We start from the raw sequence: 17610 nt of genomic DNA, 5'->3' as shown, positions 1-17610 counted from the left end.
GGAGTCATGTCAGGGAGTACATCGAAGAGGTACCCGGCCGAGCTGCGTGAGCGGGCGGTACGGATGGTCGCCGAGGTCCGGGCCGAGCACGAGTCGGAGTGGGCCGCGATGAGCCGGGTCGCCGAGCTGCTGGGGGTGGGCACACCGGAAACGGTGCGCAAGTGGTGTCGTCAGGCTGAGGTGGACGCCGGCCAGCGCCCGGGGGTCACGTCCGAGGAGTCGGCAGAGCTGAAGCGGCTGAAGCGGGAGAACGCCGAGCTCAAACGCGCGAACGCGATCCTCAAGAGCGCGTCGGCTTTTTTCGCGGCCGAACTCGACCGGCCACAGCGCTGATCGTGCGCTACATCGACGAGCACGTCGGTCAGCAGCACGAGGACGCCGACGGGCAGGGTCTGCGATGGGGTGTCGAGTCGATCTGCGCCGCGCTCACCGAGCTCGGCTGCAAGATCGCCCCCGCGACCTACTACGAGCACCGAGGCCGCCAGCCGAGCGCCCAGCAGGTGCGCGACGAGGAGCTGAAGCCGATGATCGAGCAGGTCCACGCGGCCAATTACGGCGTCTACGGCGCACGGAAAGTGTGGCTGACGCTCAACCGACAGCGGGCAGCCGACGCATCGCCGATCGCGCGCTGCACCGTCGAGCGGCTCATGGGCGAGCTTGGGCTGGCAGGCGCGGTGCGCGGGAAGGTCAAGCGCACCACGATCAGCGACCCGAAGGCCCCGAAACCGCTTGACTTGGTCGATCGCAACTTCGAGCCGTTGGCGCCGGACCGGCTGTGGGTGGCCGACTTCACGTACTGCCCGACGTGGTCGGGCTGGTGTTACACCGCCTTTGTCATCGACGCCTACGCCCGGCGGATCCTGGGCTGGTCGGTGTCGACCACGATGACCAGCCAGCTCGTCCTGGACGCAGTCGAGCAGGCCATCTGGACCCGCGGCCGCGAAGATCGTGGCGGTGACCTGACCGGCCTGATCGCCCACCACGACCACGGCGCCCAGTACATGTCCGTGGCCTACTCCGAACGGCTCGACACCGCGGGAATCAAGCCCTCGACCGGCCTCGTCGGCTCGTCGCACGACAACGCGCTGGCCGAGTCGATCATCGGGCTCTACAAGACCGAGCTGGTCAAGCGACAGCGGCCGTGGAAGGGCTTCGACGACCTCGAGATCGCCACCGCCGAGTGGGTCGACTGGTACAACTGTGAGACTGCTCAGGCGTCCGCTGGCCAGGGTCTGACCCCTGGTTACAACTGACTCGTCCATGGACGGTGTCCTTCGAGTGGACCTGTCGGCCCTGAGCCAGCGGATGCGTCCCGGTGATCAGACCGGCCGGGCAGTGACCTGATAGAAGCCTGATCTGACCAGGTCTCGTCACAGTTCTGTCCCGCTCCGGCCGGTCCGTTCGCTGTCCCGCACCGATCAGTGGAGGCCAGCAGTGAGCATCATGACGAATCCGACCCCATCACGTCCACGCCACAACGAGGCACGGCGCCTCATCGTCGGCGTCGACACACACAAGGACTTCCACGTCGTCGCGGCAGCCCTTGATGATCGCGGTGCTCTGCTCGAGATCGCTCGCTTCACCGCCACACGGGCCGGATACACCAGCCTCGCGCTGTGGGCCGAGGGCCTGCGCCGACAGGTCACTGGACAGCCTGCTGACACGGACCTCACGTACGCCATCGAAGGCACCAGTTCGTATGGGGCCGGACTGGTCGCGGCCCTGCGGTCCTCGGGCGTCACGATCCATGAAGTCGCCCGCCCCAACCGGCGAGACCGTCGCCTGCGCGGCAAGACGGACGCCTTCGACGCCGAGAACGCCGCACGAGCCGTGCTCGCGGGGACCGCCACAGGAACCGCGAAAACCGCGGACGGTCACGTCGAGATGATCCGCGTGATCAAGTGCGCCAAGCACACCGCCGTCAAGGCGCGAGCGGCCACCATGATCAGCCTGCGCCATCTGATCGTCACCGCCCCCGCCGACCTGCGCGAGCAGCTCGAGCCGCTGACCAAGATGGCCCTGCTACGACGCTGCGCCGCACTTCGCCCTGGCGAGGTCCACGACCCCACCGTCGCAACGAAGTACGCGCTGCGCGCGATGGCCCGCCGCTGGCTCCACCTCAGCGAGGAGATCGCCGAGCACGAAGCACACCTGGACCGGTTGACCACCGCGACAGCTCCCCAGCTCCGCGAGGGTTGCGGCATCGGTCCCGACGCGGCCGCCGAGCTGCTCACCGTCATCGGCGACAACTTTGCCAGGGTTACCAGCGAAGCCGCCCTGGCCAAGCTGTGCGGCGTCAACCCCATCCCTGCCTCCTCCGGCCGGACCAATCGTCACCGACTCAATAGGGGCGGACACCGGCAGGCCAACGCGGCCCTCTACCGCATCGTCATCGTCCGCATGCGGCTGGACGAGCGCACCAAGGCCTACGTAGCCAGGCGGATGGCCGAGGGCAAGACCAAGTCCGAGATCATCAGATGCCTCAAACGACACCTCATCCGGGAAATCTGGCGCAACACGCGACACCTACGACAGCAGGCGCCAACCGCGCGAGCCGCGGTCCAGTCCGCCGCTTGACTGATATAGAAGCGTCCACCGCCGACCCCACGAGTACTGCGACGACCTCACCCCAGTGCAGGCCGAGCAGGCTCACTACGCTCACCACCAGGCCCCAGCAACCGCTGGAGTCTCAAACTAGAAGGTCTCCGGACACACCGGGGCGGTTCAAAGATCACCCGCGAGCAAGTTCAAGCGACTCTCGACGAGGGAACGCCTATCGCTAAGGCAGCCCAAGATGTGCTCGGCGGTCAAGACAACACCCCCAGCAAGGTGGCCGTGGCAGGACGTCTACTGCGCCACGACGGGCCGCTTCCACTTACCCGAGAAGCAAGAGACGCCCTCAGCGTTCTCCACGCGAGCCTCACGGCTCTGCTCGAGACACCCAAGTGATGTCGGACCAAACTGGCACCGGGGACCTGATCGGTCAGCCAAGGCGCTGAGGTTGGTCGGGTTGGGGTGAAGCCAAGCAGGAGCTACGCACGCACCAACGTGACGCTGTCCAGAGCGCCTGGCCACAACACGACCCAGTCCCGCTTGGGGCCGGAGGCCTATTCACAGCAGTGATCCACGACGGCCGTTTCGTTCATGGCCTCATCACCGCTCGGCTGACAGGATTCGAGTGACTGCGAGGAGAGGGCCCATGAGCTGGACACAGTGGCAGCCTTGCGAGGCCCCGATGCTCTATGGCGTTGCTCGCTGTGCTCAGCCGTCAGGACACCGTGGGGCGCATCAGCTTGAGGATGGCACCGAGTACTTCACGTCCGACTACGACACCGGCGCCGCCTGCGAGGCGATACGGCAGGGGGAAATTAACCGCGAACGCCGCTTGAACGCCGAGGCGTTCCAGCCTTCGGGCATGAACGTGCTCATCGGACCCGTCTACACCACACGGGCCGTGATGAACTTGATGGGCATATCAAGGTCGACTGTGATCAAGAGGAGCAAGGACGGCCAGGTCCTGACCATCAAGGTGAAGGGGAGGAACCTCTTCCCAGCGTTCCAGTTCGACGACGACCAAGTACGTCCCGACATCCTGAAGATTGTGGACGCGCTACGACAGTGCGCTGACCCGACCACTATCGCGCTGTGGCTGCAGACCCCGATAGCCGATGACGCCAAAGCCAGGACGCCTTTGGCTGCCCTGAACGCTGGACGCCACAGGGTCGCCCTGAACGCCGCTCGTCGCGCCGCAGGACGTTGGTCGGCAAACCAACTGCCGGCCATGGCGAGAGGTGGATGAACCCGTCGCAGGCGACACCGGCCTCGCTGCCGTATTCGTCGCCAGTCCTGGGCCGGTACGACAAGAGCTCAAGACTGTGCCCAAGCGAGCAATCGGTCGACGTGGTCATCGTCGAGACCACGTCGCGGATTGGGCCGAACCACGAGGCAGTCACACTGGGCTGCTGCACGGATAGGTGACATCTGATCTGCGTCGATGTGTGTCGACGCTGGAAGGATGTGCACCATGCCGAAGGCGTTTCCCACGGAGTTCCGCGAGGACGTGATCCGGGTCTACCGGGAGTCCGATGCCTCGGTCGCCCAGGTCGCGAAGGACTTCGGCGTCTCGCCGTCGTGCTTAAAGCGCTGGCTCACGATCGACGACCGCAACTCTGCCAACCCGTCGCCGGCTGGCCGTGCTGCGAATGAGTCCGACGCGCTGCGTGAGGCGAACAAGCGGATCAAGCTCCTCGAGCAAGAAGTCGAAGTCCTGCGCCGCGCTGCTGCCTACCTGTCCCAGGCGCACCTGCCGGGAAAATGATGTACCCGCTCGTCCGCGAGCTGGCCGCCGACGGGATTCCTGTCGCGGTGACGTGCCGGGTCCTGAAAATCGCTCGTCAGCCCTACTACCGCTGGCTCGCGAACCCGGTCACCGACGCCGACCTGACGGCGGCCTACCGTGCCAACGCGTTGTTCGACGCCCACCGCGACGACCCCGAGTTCGGCCACCGATTCCTGGTCGATGAGGCACGCGATGCCGGCGAGCCGATGGCTGAGCGGACCGCATGGAAGTACTGCTCCGACCTGGGCTGGTGGTCTGCATTCGGGAAGAAACGCGGGCGCAACGGCAAGAAACCGGGACCGCCGGTTCACGACGACCTGGTGGAACGGAACTTCACCGCCGACGCCCCGAACACGCTGTGGCTCTCCGACATCACCGAGCACTGGACCCGTGAAGGCAAGCTCTACCTCTGCGCGATCAAGGACGTCTACTCCAACCGGATCGTCGGCTACTCGATCGACTCACGGATGAAGTCCAGGATCGCGGTCTCTGCGCTCGACAACGCCGTCGCGCGCCGCAACGCCGAAGGCGTCGATGTGGCCGGTTGCGTCCTGCACACCGACCGCGGGTCGCAATTTCGCTCCAGGAAGCTGGTCCACCAGCTCAACCGCCACGACATGGTCGGCTCCATGGGACGGGTCGGCGCGGCCGGCGACAACGCGGCGATGGAGTCGTTCTTCTCGCTGCTGCAGAAGAACGTCCTCGACCGTCGGTCCTGGAACACCCGCGAGGAGCTGCGGATCGCGATCGTGACCTGGATCGAGAGGACCTACCACCGACGCCGTCGGCAGGCCGCTCTCGGGCGGTTGACCCCAGTCGAATACGAGTTGATCATGAAGCCCGCCGCCATCCAGGTGGCCTAACCCCGACTGTCACCCGTTCGTGCAGCAGACCCGCTGCCCTGGTGGGCACCGATCATGTCGCCTTCGCCTTCATGGCCCTCGCGGTGCTCGCAGCCGCTGCAGTGGCAGTCGTTGCGGCACGACGACCCACCCCACCACGCAGCGCGACAGCTCCAGCCACGAGCCCCGAGCACGGGTGAGACACCCCTCGCGCGGTCGTTCAGTGACTGTCGCCCAGCCGCCCAGTCAGGAGCTCGTGACGCTCAGCAGAGGCCTGGTTGAGCCCGACGATCTCGACGCTCTTGCCCAGACGTTCGTACTTGGTCTGCACTCCGTCCAGGGCGGCGACAGTCGAGGCATCCCAGATGTGGCTGTCGGTGAGGTCGATGACGACCCGGGCAGGGTCGGCGGCGTAGTCGAACTGGTAGACGAGGTCGTTGCTGGTGGCGAAGAAGAGCTCGCCCGTGACCTTGTAGACCCGCACATCGGGCTCGCCGTCACCGTCGACGTCCGTGTCAACGATCCGGTCGACGTAGGCGAAGTGCGCCACGCGACGGGCGAAGGCCACCATGGCGGCCACGACACCGACGATGACGCCGTAGGCGAGGTTGTGGGTGAACACGGTGACCAAGACGGTCAGGACCATGACGGTGGTCTCGGCTCGTGGCATCCGCCGCAGGGTGGCCGGGTGGATGCTGTGCCAGTCCAGCGTGGCGACCGAGACCATGATCATCACCGCCACCAGGGCAGCCATCGGGATCATCCCCACCAGCGGCCCGGCACCGAGGACGAGCGCAAGCAGGAATGCGCCGGCCAAGAACGTGGAGATCCGCGTGCGTGCACCCGAGACCTTGACGTTGATCATCGTCTGGCCGATCATCGCGCAACCGCCCATGCCACCGAAGAGGCCAGAGGCCATGTTGGCCACGCCCAGCCCCCACGACTCGCGGGTCTTGTCCGAGTGGGTGTCGGTGATGCCGTCGACAAGCTTGGCCGTCATGAGCGACTCCAGTAGGCCGACCAAGGCCATCGCCAGAGCGAAGGGGGCGATGATCTGCAGGGTCTCCAAGGTCAGGGGCACGTCCGGCAGGAACAGCTGGGGCAGCGACGTGGGCAGCTCACCCTGGTCGGAGACGTCCGGAAGGCTCCACCCGCCAGCCCACACCAGAGCAGTGATCGCGACGATTGCCACCAGAGGTGCTGGCACGAGAGTCGTCAGCCGGGGAAGGGCCACCATGACGAGGATGCCCAAGGCAACCATCGGGTAGACCAGCCAGGGAACGCCGAGCAGGTAGGGCAGCTGCGCAGTGAAGATCAGGATGGCCAGTGCGTTGACGAAGCCGACCATGACCATCCGCGGGATGAAACGCATCAGCTTGGCCACACCCAGCAGCGAGAGCACGATCTGCAGGACACCGGCGAGGATGACGGTGGCTAGGAAGTAGTCGAGGCCGTGCTCGCGGGCGACGGGTGCGATGACCAGCGCGACCGCTCCGGTTGCTGCGGTGATCATCGCAGGCCGGCCGCCGACGACAGCGATGGTGATGGCCATGATGAAGCTGGAGAACAGGCCAACCCGTGGGTCGACGCCGGCGATGATTGAGAACGAAATGGCCTCGGGGATCAGAGCCAGGGCGACGACGAGACCGGCGAGGATCTCGGTGCGTAGTCGCCGGGGATTACGCAGGGCGGCCCGAGTGGAGGTTTCGCGTTCGCCAGCCTCGGGTACCGCGGAGATCTCGGGGCCGGTGGGCAGGGTTGTGACGGAGGGCTCAGGCACAGGGGTCCTTACGTGAGGGGCGATGGGGCGAAGTCGTGTGACCCGACGGCGGCGTCGAGAGGGATGGCGCTGTCAAGCAACGCGCCATCCCAGAAAGTAGGGTGGCGAGCGGTTTGTCACCGCAACACAGAAACCAACTCTAACGTGGCGTCAGAGTTGAGTCTGTCGTGGGGCGTCACATGCGCCGCCGGAAGGTAGCGTTCCGGCCATGTCCGGTGACCAGGAACGGGATGAGCCCACGCGCGTAGAGCGCGTCCACATCGGTGAAGTCGTCGAGCGAACCGGCCTGTCGCACCGCACGATTCGCTACTACGAGGAAATGGGCTTGATCAGTCCCTCCGCGCGCACAGATGGCGGCTTCCGTCTCTACGAGGAGGCTGACATCAAGCGGCTGGTGCTGATCAAGCCCATGAAACCCCTCGGCTTTACGGTCGAAGAGATGGGCCACTTGCTCGGAGCCCTGGACACGCTCCAGGCCCACAGCGAGAGTGCGTCCGCACGCGAAACGGTCAGGGCCATCCACGACAAGGCCCAGCGCAGGATCGCCGACCTACGACAGACCGTCAGTCGAGCGGAAGAGTTTGCGAGCGCGCTGGACGCACAGGTGGCAGGGCTGCCACCGGCCACCGACTGAGACCTCGCTCCGCCGACCGCGATGTCCAGCTGCTTGGCGTGCCCCGGCGGCTCACCGCGTCGCGTAGCGAGGGGATCGGCACCTCGTGCGTGCGCAGGTACTTCACCACGTGCGAGGAGGAGGGGCTGCCCGCCCCTTCCAGGCAGGAAGCTGCAAGTGATGGGTGAGAACAGCTCCAGCGAGTCTCAGGAGTACTGCGAAGATCTGCTCGGTTGGGGATTGCTGTCGAAGGCGCGAAGGTGAGGGCGGGACCCTTCGACCGAGGGCGGCGTCCCTGCCAAGGCGACGCTGATGGTGCCCGCCGCCGGTCGGCCTGGCGGTCGTCGATCACCAGGACGTCGACGCCCGTAGTCGTCAGGCTCGGGCCGCCGCGACGGTTCAGGCTCAACCCAGATCCATCATTCGTCGCAGCTCGGCAAAGGCTGCCGGCACCACTGAGTAGTGCGCCCACTTCCCGCGCTGCTCACGGGTGAGTAGACCCGCGTCGACCAGCTTCTTCATGTGGTGGCTCACGGTGGGCTGACTGATGCCCAGCTCCGCTGTCAGGTCGCAGGAACACACGGCTTCGCAGCCCTGTGTGGCGACATGAGAGAGCAGGCGCAGGCGCATGGGGTCGGCCAGGGCCTTGAGCATCGCGGCCGCACGCTGGGCTGCTTCGGCATCGATCGGGCCATCGGTCAAGGAGCAGCATTCCACCGAGCTGGGGGCGGCGGTGCGACTGTCGCGCTCGGCGGTGTCCACGAGGGGGGTGGCTGTCTGGACCATTAACCCATCCTACATTGACGGATATCGATATGTCTCGATAGTGTTCGCATTGACACTGATCAATGCGAAAGATGGGCCCCATGAGCACCGCCACCACCACGCCCGCTGCCGAGCACGGCGTGATGCAAGAGATGTCCTTCCTGGATCGCTGGCTCCCGGCCTGGATCCTCTTGGCCATGGTCGTCGGCCTGGCCCTTGGCCGGTTCATCCCCGGGCTGAACACCGCCCTGGAGGCGGTGAAGATCGGCGAGGTGTCCCTGCCGATCGCGGTCGGTCTGCTGGTGATGATGTTCCCGGTGCTGGCCAAGGTCCGCTATGACGAGACGCACCGCGTCGCCGGGGACCGCCGCCTGATGGCCACCTCCCTGGTGCTGAACTGGCTCGTCGGCCCCGCACTGATGTTCACCCTGGCCTGGGCGCTCCTGCCCGACCTGCCGGAGTACCGCACCGGCCTGATCATCGTCGGACTCGCTCGCTGCATCGCCATGGTCTTCATCTGGAACGACCTGGCCTGCGGTGACCGCGAGGCCGCCGCCGTCCTCGTCGCCATCAACTCCGTGTTCCAGGTCATCGCCTTCGGCGCCCTCGGCTGGTTCTACCTCCAGGTCCTGCCCTCCTGGCTGGGGCTGCCGACCACCAGCGCCGACTTCTCCGTCTGGGCCATCGTGGGCAGCGTCCTCGTGTTCCTGGGCATCCCCCTTCTCGCGGGATTCCTTACGCGCACCCTGGGCGAAAGGGCCAAGGGAAGGGAATGGTACGAGGGGCAGTTCCTGCCGAAGATCGGTCCGTGGGCGCTCTACGGCTTGCTCTTCACCATCGTGCTGCTCTTCTCCCTGCAGGGTGACGCGATCACCTCCAACCCCTGGGATGTCGCTCGGATCGCCCTTCCGCTGCTTGCCTACTTCGTGGTGATGTTCAGCGTCAGCTTCTTCGCCTCCAAGGCCGTTGGCCTGAACTACGCCAAGTCCACCACGGTCGCCTTCACCGCCGCAGGCAACAACTTCGAGCTGGCCATCGCCGTGGCGATCGGGACCTTCGGGGTCACCTCAGGTCAGGCGTTGGCCGGCGTCGTCGGTCCGTTGATCGAGGTCCCCGTGCTCGTGGGCCTCGTCTACGCCTGCCTCTGGGCCGGCCGCAAGTTCTTCCACGGCGACCCCACCGTTCCCAGCAGCCCAGCCGCATCCGCCGCCCCCCGCGACTGATCCCCCCCTTCCTCACAGGAGACCCAGAGATGACCGTCAGCGAGCCACAGGCCGTACCCTCCGTCCTCTTCGTCTGCGCCAAGAACGGCGGCAAGTCCCAGATGGCCGCCGCCCTCATGGAGCACCATGCCGAAGGCAGGGTCGAGGTCCACTCCGCCGGCACAACTCCGGCAGCGGCCATCAATGCCCTCTCGGCCGAGGTCATCGCCGAGTCCGGCGCCGACATGTCCGCCGGACAGCCCAAGGCGATCGACCCCGAGCTGCTGGCCCGGGTCGACCGCGTCGTCGTCCTCGGTGACGAAGCACGCGTCACGCCTGTGGCGAACATGATCGGAACCGTCGAGACCTGGCACACCGACGAGCCATCAACCCGCGGAATCGAAGGAATCGAACGGATGCGAATGGTCCGCGACGACATCGACTCCCGAGTGCAGGCACTCATGCAAGAGCTCGTCACCGCATCGCAAACCTGAGCACAAGGAGATGGCATGACGACACAACCGGACCCGAGCATCACCTACGAGCGCCTCGTCGACGATCTGAGCTATACCTACGACGGCGTCTTTTCCCGCGAGACCGTGGCCGAGGTCGTCCACGAAGCACGCACCACACTTGAAGCGACCGCCAAGCTGACCCGCTACCTACCGGTCTTCGTTGCAAAGCAGTCTCGAGAACAACTCATGGCCATCGCACAGTCCGAAGGGCGCATCGCCAAGCAGGTTCCCGAGATCCTCTTCGTGTGCGTCCACAACGCCGGGCGTTCCCAGATGGCCGCAGCCCTCACAGAACACCTCTCGGCACGCCGGGTGCATGTCCGCTCCGCCGGATCCGAGCCAACCGGCGAGGTGAATCCCATCGTCATCGAAGCGCTGAACGAACGTGGGATTGATCTGACGACGCCCTATCCCAAGCCCCTCACGCACCGCGTCCTTCAGGCAGCCGACGTCATCGTCACCATGGGCTGCGGCGACGCCTGTCCCATCTTCCCGGGAAAGCGATACGAAGATTGGGACGTGGCCGACCCCCAAGGGCAGCCGATCGACACCGTCCGAGACATTCGCGACGACATCCAGGCCCGCGTCACCCAACTCCTGAGAGAGGTGCTCTCATGACCAACGACACGACTCGGCGCACGCCCGAGGAACGCCCGCCCAGCGTTCTCTTCGTCTGCGTCCATAACGCCGGACGCTCCCAGATGGCCGCGGCCTACACCCGGGTCCTCTCCGAGGGTGCCGTCGAGGTCCGTTCGGCCGGCTCAGCCCCCGCTGACTCGATCAACCCCGCCGTGCACGAGGCCATGCTCGAGGAAGGGATCGACCTGTCCGCCGAGCGTCCCACGATCCTCACGACGGACGCGGTCCAGGCCTCCGATGTCGTCATCACCATGGGGTGCGGCGACGCCTGCCCCATCTTCCCCGGCAAGCGCTACGAGGACTGGACACTGGAGGACCCGGCCGGTCAAGGCGTCGAGGCCGTTCGCCCCATCCGGGACGAGATCAAGGTACGAGTGGAGGGTCTCCTTACCTCGCTCGGAGTCGAACTGGCCGAATCTCGGGCGTGAGCTGGACCGAGAGAACGCCGGGCACGCCCAGAGGCCAAGGGCGCCCTAGTGTCGATTGGTAGACTGTCATCTATGGGAATGCCCGAAGATCACGTCGAATTGTCTTCCCCCGAGGAGACAGGGAGACCACAACCCATCTTGTCTGACCACGCTGTTCTGGTCGCGCAGTTTCTGACCTCACTGGCCAACAGCACCCGGTTGCGCATCCTGAGCGTGATCATCTCGTCCGAGGACGGCGAGGCCACCGTGGGAGAGATCGCCGACGCGGTGGGCCTACGCCAGCCAAGCGTGACACACCACATCAACATCCTCGAAGGAGCGGGCGTCGTCTCCCGTCACCCGAGCGGTCGTCGCGTCCTGTGCCGCGTCAAGGCCGACATGGCCCCCATCGTGACGGACCTGCTGGCCTGACATGGAGCGCCCTCCCAACCTGCACCGCGTGTCGACGCCACTTGACGTCCATTCGGCCCAGGCGCGGGCAGCTCAGCTTGATGCCCTGACCGATGCGCTGACCCTGCGCGTCCTGTCTTCACTGGCCATGGATGCCGAGGCAGGCGAGACTACGGCGGGCGTTGCGGCGGCCCTATCGATCAGTTCGGACGAAGCGGAACGCCGGGTGGCCGTCCTCCTGGATTGCGAGTTGGCGATCACCTCGCCGACCAACCCCAAGGCCTTCCAACCCTCCAGTGACGCGTGGACGCGATATCGCCGGCTGTTCGCGCCAGGCACGGCACGGCCAGCCGTGACCAAGACTCCCGTGGTCGACTGGGACGGGTACCCGAGGGTCATCCGGCGGATGGCCGACCAACTGGCCCGCCGGTACCGGACCACCTTCTCCACGGAGACCACTGAGCGGTACGTCGCCGAGACCTACGACGAGCTCAAGGGGTCATCGACGGGTCACCAACACGTACCGATGCTCGTCAACCGCTTGGTCGCCGATCGGCTGGCAGAGGTGGCCACCATGCACATGTTCCCCTTGGTCGAGGTGCCCGAGGTGCTGTTCGTATGCGTCGGCAACTCAGGCCGTAGCCAGATCGCCTACGCCGCGCTCGTCGCGATGGCCGGAGACCGCGTCAACGTACGGTCCGCCGGTACCCGCCCGAGCCCGACCGTCGACGCCATGGTGACGTCGGCCCTGGCGGAGGTCGGACTCGTGCCGGGCGGGGCACCCAAGGAGCTCCAGGACTCGATGGTGGAGATGGCTGACTACATCGTCACCATGGGATGCGGGGATGCCTGCCCGATCCTGCCTGGACGCCGGTACCTCGACTGGGACGTGACCGACCCCGTGGGACTGACCATCGACGGGGTGCGGCAGGTGCGCGACCACGTCCTCGAGCTCGTGACCGGCCTCGTGGCCGAGATCGACTCGGCGAGGTCACATGGCCTCGGTTGACGCGTCCCCCACCAACCGGTACCCCTTGTGCGCATTGGAGAACTGGACGGGCTCCCAGGGAAGATCTAGCCCATCGAGTTTGCGCCGCAACCCCGCGATCGCTCTCTTGAGGGCACCGTGTCGGTCCTCGTAGCCCAGGAGCGCCACCAATTCCGCGCTCGGGACGTAGCGCGGAGTGCGCTGCGCCAGCCGCTCCACGAGCGACACTTGGACAGAGCTGAGATCGATCCGGTCGGTTCCGCGTCGGATCGCCATGGCGGGCAGGTCCACAGACAGCTCTCCCACCGTGATCAGGGGAGACGCGTGTGACGTGACGTGTGCCAGCGACAGCACGGACATGAGCTCGTCAAGACCGACGACTTGGGACACGAGACCGACTGCGCCCGCCTCCAGGCACCGCTCGACGTGCTCTGGCGTCACACCGGGCCCACCCCAGACGACCAAGCACGGAACACCTGCCTCTTGGGTGATCGCCTCGACGACGAGGGCCGCGTCGACCCATTGCGCATCGGCCGGGACGACGACGATGTCGGGCGACAGCGTGTTAAGCGCAATGAGCGCCGCAGCTGGCTGAGAGTGTGTCTGGACGGTGATGCCGTGAGCACGTAAGTCCTCGGAGTGGTCACTGAAGGACAGCGTCCCGGCCCCCAGGACGAGCATGAACAGCTCGGACTTGCTCGGCACTCAGCCGAACCTGCCGGAGATGTAGTCCTCGGTTCGCGAGTCGTCCGGCTTGCCGAAGATCTTCTTGGTCTCGCCGAACTCGACCAAGAACCCGGTCCGGTTACCTGTGGTCTCGTCCGCTTGGGCCGTGAAGAAGGCCGTCCGGTCTGAGATCCGGGCCGCCTGCTGCATGTTGTGGGTCACGATGACAATCGTGTAGTCCTCACGCAGCTCCTGCATCAGGTCCTCGATGGCCCCTGTGGCGATGGGGTCGAGCGCCGAGCACGGCTCGTCCATGAGGATCACGTCCGGTGACGTGGCGATGGCCCGCGCGATGCAGAGGCGCTGCTGCTGACCGCCCGAGAGTCCGTTGCCCGACTGTCCGAGTTTGTCCTTGACCTCATCCCAGAGCGCCGCACGGCGCAGGGACTGCTCAACGAGGTCGTCCATGCTCTCGACCTTCATGCCGGTGACCTTCGGGCCGTAGGCGATGTTGTCGTAGATCGACTTGGGGAAGGGGTTCGCCTTCTGGAAGACCATGCCGATCCGGCGGCGGACCTCGATCGCGTCGACCTTCGGCGCGTAAATGTCCTGCCCGTGATACGTCACCCGCCCCTCGACGCGTGCCGTTCCCACCAGGTCGTTCATCCTGTTGAGGCACCGCAGGACGGTCGACTTGCCGCACCCTGAGGGACCGATCAGTGCGGTGATCTCGTTGCGGCCGAAGTCCAGGTCGACGTCGTGCACGGCGTGGAAGTCTCCGTAGTACACATTCAGAGACTCGGCTCGAACAACGATCTCTGGGTCAGCGAGGACCTCGCGGTCCGTGGTCACACCCAAGTCCAGCGGAGAGGTCATGTTGGTGTTGCTCCTTGTAATGAAGACGTCGAGGACGTGAGGGTCAGTCGCGCGTGTAACGGTCGCGGAGCCAGATCGCCCCGGAGTTCATGGCGAGCAGGACCACCATGAGGACGATGATCCCGGCGGCGGCCAAGACCCTGAAGTCAGCCTGTGCCCGGGCGAACCACTGGTACACCAGCACCGGGATCGCGGTGTAGCGGCCCTCGAAGTACCCGTCGGGATTCGCCACCACGAAGGTCGTGGCGCCGACCAGAAGCAGAGGTGCGGTCTCGCCGATGGCCCGCGAAAGCGCCAAGATGCCGCCGGTGATGATCCCGGGTACGGCGGAGGGCAGAACCTGGTGCCAGATCGTCTGCCACTTGGTCGCTCCCAGCCCCATCGACGCCTGACGAAGGGAGGGCGGGACCGCCCGGATCGCCTCGCGCGCCGCCAGGATGACCGTGGGGAGCACCATCAGGGACAAGGTCAGCGAGCCCGCGTACACGACGGGACCAAGACTGAGGGGACCACGCACGATGAAGGCCAGGCCCAGGATGCCGAAGACGATCGAGGGGACAGCTGCCAGGTTCTGGATGTTGAGCTCGATGATGCGGTTCCACCACTTGTCGCCGTCCGCGTACTCCTCGAGGTAGAGCGCGGCGCTCACCCCCAACGGCATGACTGTGAGGACGACACCCCCCATGAGCATGAGGCTGCCGACGATCGCGGTGGACATCCCCGACGTCGCACGGTTCAGGGTCGAGGGCACATTGCGCACGAGGTCCATGTCCAGCCGGCCTTGGCCCTCCACGAATGCAACGGCCACAACGGCGACAAGGGTGGCCACGGATACCGCGACGCAAAAGACGATCAGTCCACGGAAAAGCCCGTCCTTCACCTTCGGGATGCGGCTGCCCTCGCCCAGACCGCGTGCGGTCGCCGCGCCGGACGCCGCGACCGCGCCTGAATATCGCGCCATTATTCGTAGGCCTCTCGGAATCGACGCACCAGTCTGGCGCTGAAGTAATTCATGGTGAAAGTGATCAAGAAGAGCAAGGAACCCACGGCAAAGACGGTGTAGTAGATCGTCGTGCCCGTGGCGATGTCACCGGTCGAGGTTCGAGCGATGAAGGCCGTCATCGGGAGCGCCTCCTCGTTGGGCCAGAGGCCCAGGCGTGCCGTCGCGCCCGCGGCCATGAGGACGACCATCGTCTCTCCGACCGCCCGAGAGACGCCGAGGACGAAGGAGGCGATGATGCCCGACAGGGCTGCGGGAACGACGACCTCAGTCGCCACCTGCCGCCGTGTACTGCCGAGCCCGTAGGCGGCTTCCCGCAACCCCTTGGGGACGGCGGCCATGGCATCTTGGCTGATCGACGCCACCGTGGGGATGATCATGATGCCGAGCACCAGACCAGCCGCACCCACCGAGAAGATCCCAGGGGCCTCTCCCAGCTTCCCCGGGAGGAAGGTGGGCCACCACTCCCGGATCAGGGGCGTGACGAAGACGAAGGCGAAGAATCCGTACGCCACGGTCGGTACTCCCTCGAGCACCTCGAGGAGCGGTTTGAGGATGCGCCGAGTCCGCGGCTTGGCGTACTCGTTGAGGAAGATGGCCGCGCCCAGTCCAGCAGGGAGAGCGACGATGCACGAGTACAGCACCACCGCCGCCGTCCCTGCGACCAGCCGCGACACGCCGAACAGGTCCTGCCGCGGGGCCCAGTCATCCGTCGAGAAGAACTGACCGGGACTCACCGCCCGAAAGAATTCCACCGCTGGCCCCACGAGGGAGACCACGATGCCGACGGTGACGAGCACGGACAGCGCGCCGCAGAGGAATAGCCACGCAACGACGGCCTTCTCGCCCCAGCGCGAACTGGTCGCCTCCAAGGAGACGTTGTCGCCCCCCTTCCGCGCTGGGGCAACTGTCGACGTCACACTCATGATCCCTCGATGCTCGATGTGAATTGGTGGAGCTGAGGTGCGCCGAGACTCACTTCAGCGAGTCGACCAGCGCGGTCGACTCCTTGGCCTGCTCCTCGGTCAGCGGGATGAAGCCGGCGGCCTCGGTGACCTCGTCGTTCTTCTCGATGTAGAACTTGAGGAACTCGCCCACCTCGGGCTTCTCGAGGGACTTTTGCGACGGGTAGACAAACAACTGCCGACCAAGCGGGCTGTAGGTGGAGTTCTGGACGGTCTCCTCGGACGGGGCGACGCACTCGCCCTTGTCGTTCTCGACCTTGATCGCCTTGACCTTGTCGCCAGCCTCCTGGACGAAGGACAGCGGCACGAAGGCCATGGCGTTCTTGTTGCCGGACACACCCGTGATGGCGGCGTTGTCGTCCTCACCGATGTCGCTGTAGTCGCTGCGGATGACGCCTTCCTCACCGTTGATGGCCTCGGTGAAGTAGTCGAAGGTGCCGGAGTCGCTGCCCGGCCCGTACAGCTTGAAGGCGTCGGCAGGGAACTTGGCATCGACGTCCTTCCAGGTCTTGGTCGTGGCCTTCGGCTCCCACATGGCCTTCAGCTCGTCGACGGTGAGGCACTCAGCCCAGGTGTTGTCCGGGTGGACGATGACCGCGAGGCCGTCGTTGGCAACGTTGATCTGCTCGTACTTGACGCCACCCTCCTTGCAGAGCTTGACCTCTTCGTCCTTGATCTCGCGGGAGGCGTTGGAGATCTCGGTCTCACCCCGGCAGAACTTCTCAAATCCACCGCCGGTGCCGGACGTGCCTACGGTGACACTGACGTCGGGATGCTCCTGCATGAAGATCTCTGCGGCCGCTTCGCTCAGCGGCGCGACGGTGCTCGATCCATCGATGGAAATGGAGCCCGAAAGGCTCTCGCCGGAAGCGTCCGACGTGTCGCCATTGCCACAGGCGGCAAGCGAGGTGGCGAGGAAGAGTGCGGACCCGAGGCACAGGGCCTTGGTGGTACGAGGAATCACGGGTGGTTCCCTTCAGGGGATTCTTGGACGGGTCAATCGACCCTTCTTGGACGGGTCCATCGACCCGCAGAATCGATAGAAGAGCACCTATGTGTCTGTGGAGTGAACTGGAGGGGACGCGCACATGACACATAGACAACTGACTATTTACTGGGCTTGACCGTCACCCAGGTCGACGGCCAGCCGGTGGCCGGTGCCCGGCCGTGCCGCTCCGGACTGGGTTGACCTAGGGCGTGTCTCGTAACCGTTTGAGCCAGAGGGTGATGGCGCGCAGGACTGCTCCATCAGGTCGCGAACGCGCCGCCCGCCTCCCGCGTGAGGACGTGACCACCCCGCCCCGACCGGGCGCGACCAAGGAACCCAGACGTGGAAAAGCCGGGCAAACCGGCGGCTCGCCCACGCCCACCGGCGGGCCGATACCGACTTCAACTCCCAGAATCACGGAACAAACCGAGTCGGTGGATCAGGGCTCAGTCCCGACCGACCAGGCGGTAGCCGCGACCGCGGGTGGACTCGACCGGCTCCCACGTCAGGTCAATAACCTTGAGCTACGGTCCGAGACCTCCCGGGGTGCTTGCTGCAGCCGGGGTGGGTGAGCAGCCCCCGCCCGGACCGCAGGACACCGTGCCGACGTCGCC

The 17610-nt window shown here is 65.8% G+C and carries 18 protein-coding genes; 11 read left to right on the top strand and 7 right to left on the bottom strand.

Annotation, left to right across the window (positions count from 1 at the left end):
* Window positions 1–6: 6 nt before the first annotated feature.
* The 4 genes from ACQBJO_RS16805 (at window position 7) to ACQBJO_RS16790 (ending at window position 5202) form a co-directional block, all read left to right on the top strand.
* Window positions 7–1253, top strand: a protein-coding gene (locus ACQBJO_RS16805; protein ID WP_430407129.1) for an IS3 family transposase whose coding sequence is annotated in 2 segments (ribosomal slippage) — window positions 7–301 and window positions 301–1253 — 1248 coding nt in all. Because the reading frame shifts where the segments join, the coding sequence is not laid out codon by codon here.
* A 190-nt stretch (window positions 1254–1443) separates the two neighbouring features.
* Window positions 1444–2577, top strand: a complete 1134-nt coding sequence (locus ACQBJO_RS16800) for an IS110 family transposase (protein WP_430407128.1) — start codon at window positions 1444–1446, stop codon at window positions 2575–2577.
* Window positions 2578–3199: 622 nt separating this feature from the next.
* A complete protein-coding gene (locus ACQBJO_RS16795) occupies window positions 3200–3799 on the top strand; it encodes a hypothetical protein (RefSeq protein ID WP_421009261.1) in 600 nt (199 codons plus the stop codon).
* Between the two features lie 225 nt (window positions 3800–4024).
* A protein-coding gene (locus tag ACQBJO_RS16790; protein ID WP_421009262.1) for an IS3 family transposase occupies window positions 4025–5202 on the top strand; the annotation gives its coding sequence in 2 pieces (ribosomal slippage) (window positions 4025–4309 and window positions 4312–5202; 1176 coding nt in all).
* Between the two features lie 199 nt (window positions 5203–5401).
* Here the strand turns inward: ACQBJO_RS16790 and ACQBJO_RS16785 are convergent.
* Window positions 5402–6961, bottom strand: coding sequence for a SulP family inorganic anion transporter (locus ACQBJO_RS16785; RefSeq protein WP_421009260.1), 1560 nt, complete (start codon window positions 6959–6961; stop codon window positions 5402–5404).
* 208 nt (window positions 6962–7169) lie between these two features.
* On the opposite strand from ACQBJO_RS16785, the gene ACQBJO_RS16780 reads away from it, so the two are divergent.
* Window positions 7170–7595 carry a MerR family transcriptional regulator gene (locus ACQBJO_RS16780; protein WP_114202261.1) on the top strand — a complete coding sequence of 142 codons (426 nt, stop codon included), beginning with the start codon at window positions 7170–7172 and terminating at the stop codon, window positions 7593–7595.
* 384 nt (window positions 7596–7979) lie between these two features.
* Here ACQBJO_RS16780 and ACQBJO_RS16775 read toward each other — a convergent pair whose 3' ends face one another.
* Window positions 7980–8360 carry an ArsR/SmtB family transcription factor gene (locus ACQBJO_RS16775; protein WP_421009259.1) on the bottom strand — a complete coding sequence of 127 codons (381 nt, stop codon included), beginning with the start codon at window positions 8358–8360 and terminating at the stop codon, window positions 7980–7982.
* 80 nt (window positions 8361–8440) lie between these two features.
* Here ACQBJO_RS16775 and arsB point away from each other — a divergent pair, with 80 nt between their 5' ends.
* The 6 genes from arsB to ACQBJO_RS16745 all read left to right on the top strand — a co-directional run bounded on the left by arsB (window position 8441) and on the right by ACQBJO_RS16745 (window position 12522).
* A complete protein-coding gene (arsB, locus tag ACQBJO_RS16770) occupies window positions 8441–9562 on the top strand; it encodes an ACR3 family arsenite efflux transporter (RefSeq protein WP_421009258.1) in 1122 nt (373 codons plus the stop codon).
* Between the two features lie 29 nt (window positions 9563–9591).
* Complete coding sequence (locus ACQBJO_RS16765) at window positions 9592–10035, top strand: low molecular weight phosphatase family protein (protein WP_421009257.1); 444 nt, start codon at window positions 9592–9594, stop codon at window positions 10033–10035.
* Window positions 10036–10050: 15 nt separating this feature from the next.
* Window positions 10051–10674 (top strand): low molecular weight phosphatase family protein, encoded by a 624-nt coding sequence (locus tag ACQBJO_RS16760; RefSeq protein WP_421009256.1) that lies wholly within the window; start codon window positions 10051–10053, stop codon window positions 10672–10674.
* A complete protein-coding gene (locus ACQBJO_RS16755; protein WP_421009255.1) occupies window positions 10671–11123 on the top strand; it encodes an arsenate reductase ArsC in 453 nt (150 codons plus the stop codon). Before ACQBJO_RS16760 ends, ACQBJO_RS16755 begins: the two co-directional genes overlap by 4 nt.
* 72 nt (window positions 11124–11195) lie before the next feature.
* On the top strand, window positions 11196–11534 hold the full coding sequence (locus ACQBJO_RS16750; RefSeq protein ID WP_421009254.1) for an ArsR/SmtB family transcription factor: 339 nt from the start codon (window positions 11196–11198) through the stop codon (window positions 11532–11534).
* Between the two features lies 1 nt (window position 11535).
* On the top strand, window positions 11536–12522 hold the full coding sequence (locus ACQBJO_RS16745; RefSeq protein ID WP_430407127.1) for a low molecular weight phosphatase family protein: 987 nt from the start codon (window positions 11536–11538) through the stop codon (window positions 12520–12522).
* Here the strand turns inward: ACQBJO_RS16745 and ACQBJO_RS16740 are convergent.
* Genes ACQBJO_RS16740 through ACQBJO_RS16720 form a run of 5 tightly spaced genes read right to left on the bottom strand, consistent with a single transcriptional unit; the run spans window position 12505 to window position 16972 of the window.
* Window positions 12505–13206, bottom strand: coding sequence for a hypothetical protein (locus ACQBJO_RS16740; RefSeq protein WP_421009252.1), 702 nt, complete (start codon window positions 13204–13206; stop codon window positions 12505–12507). The genes ACQBJO_RS16745 and ACQBJO_RS16740 overlap by 18 nt on opposite strands.
* Complete coding sequence (gene pstB / locus ACQBJO_RS16735) at window positions 13207–14043, bottom strand: phosphate ABC transporter ATP-binding protein PstB (protein ID WP_421009251.1); 837 nt, start codon at window positions 14041–14043, stop codon at window positions 13207–13209.
* Between the two features lie 43 nt (window positions 14044–14086).
* The gene (gene pstA, locus ACQBJO_RS16730) at window positions 14087–15004 is read right to left on the bottom strand and encodes a phosphate ABC transporter permease PstA (protein WP_421009250.1); all 918 of its coding nucleotides are present in this window, start codon (window positions 15002–15004) and stop codon (window positions 14087–14089) included.
* A complete protein-coding gene (gene pstC / locus ACQBJO_RS16725; RefSeq protein ID WP_421009249.1) occupies window positions 15004–15969 on the bottom strand; it encodes a phosphate ABC transporter permease subunit PstC in 966 nt (321 codons plus the stop codon). The genes pstA and pstC overlap by 1 nt, the downstream gene beginning before the upstream one ends.
* A 49-nt stretch (window positions 15970–16018) precedes the next feature.
* A complete protein-coding gene (locus ACQBJO_RS16720; protein WP_421009248.1) occupies window positions 16019–16972 on the bottom strand; it encodes a PstS family phosphate ABC transporter substrate-binding protein in 954 nt (317 codons plus the stop codon).
* Between the last annotated feature and the right edge of the window lie 638 nt (window positions 16973–17610).

The sequence above is a fragment of the Janibacter zhangyanbonis genome (assembly GCF_050507325.1).
GTDB lineage: Bacteria > Actinomycetota > Actinomycetes > Actinomycetales > Dermatophilaceae > Janibacter.
The sequence above is the reverse complement of the archived record's forward strand: the minus strand, read 5'-3'. Positions and strand labels throughout refer to the sequence as shown.

Coding starts and splice junctions, on each gene's coding strand:
- arsB (WP_421009258.1), top strand. CDS start 8,441: ATGAGCACCGCCACCACCACGCCCGCTGCCGAGCACGGCGTGATGCAA.
- ACQBJO_RS16775 (WP_421009259.1), bottom strand. CDS start 8,360: ATGGTCCAGACAGCCACCCCCCTCGTGGACACCGCCGAGCGCGACAGT.
- ACQBJO_RS16755 (WP_421009255.1), top strand. CDS start 10,671: ATGACCAACGACACGACTCGGCGCACGCCCGAGGAACGCCCGCCCAGC.
- pstB (WP_421009251.1), bottom strand. CDS start 14,043: ATGACCTCTCCGCTGGACTTGGGTGTGACCACGGACCGCGAGGTCCTC.
- ACQBJO_RS16800 (WP_430407128.1), top strand. CDS start 1,444: ATGACGAATCCGACCCCATCACGTCCACGCCACAACGAGGCACGGCGC.
- ACQBJO_RS16745 (WP_430407127.1), top strand. CDS start 11,536: ATGGAGCGCCCTCCCAACCTGCACCGCGTGTCGACGCCACTTGACGTC.
- ACQBJO_RS16780 (WP_114202261.1), top strand. CDS start 7,170: ATGTCCGGTGACCAGGAACGGGATGAGCCCACGCGCGTAGAGCGCGTC.
- ACQBJO_RS16760 (WP_421009256.1), top strand. CDS start 10,051: ATGACGACACAACCGGACCCGAGCATCACCTACGAGCGCCTCGTCGAC.
- ACQBJO_RS16795 (WP_421009261.1), top strand. CDS start 3,200: ATGAGCTGGACACAGTGGCAGCCTTGCGAGGCCCCGATGCTCTATGGC.
- pstA (WP_421009250.1), bottom strand. CDS start 15,004: ATGGCGCGATATTCAGGCGCGGTCGCGGCGTCCGGCGCGGCGACCGCA.
- ACQBJO_RS16765 (WP_421009257.1), top strand. CDS start 9,592: ATGACCGTCAGCGAGCCACAGGCCGTACCCTCCGTCCTCTTCGTCTGC.
- pstC (WP_421009249.1), bottom strand. CDS start 15,969: ATGAGTGTGACGTCGACAGTTGCCCCAGCGCGGAAGGGGGGCGACAAC.
- ACQBJO_RS16750 (WP_421009254.1), top strand. CDS start 11,196: ATGGGAATGCCCGAAGATCACGTCGAATTGTCTTCCCCCGAGGAGACA.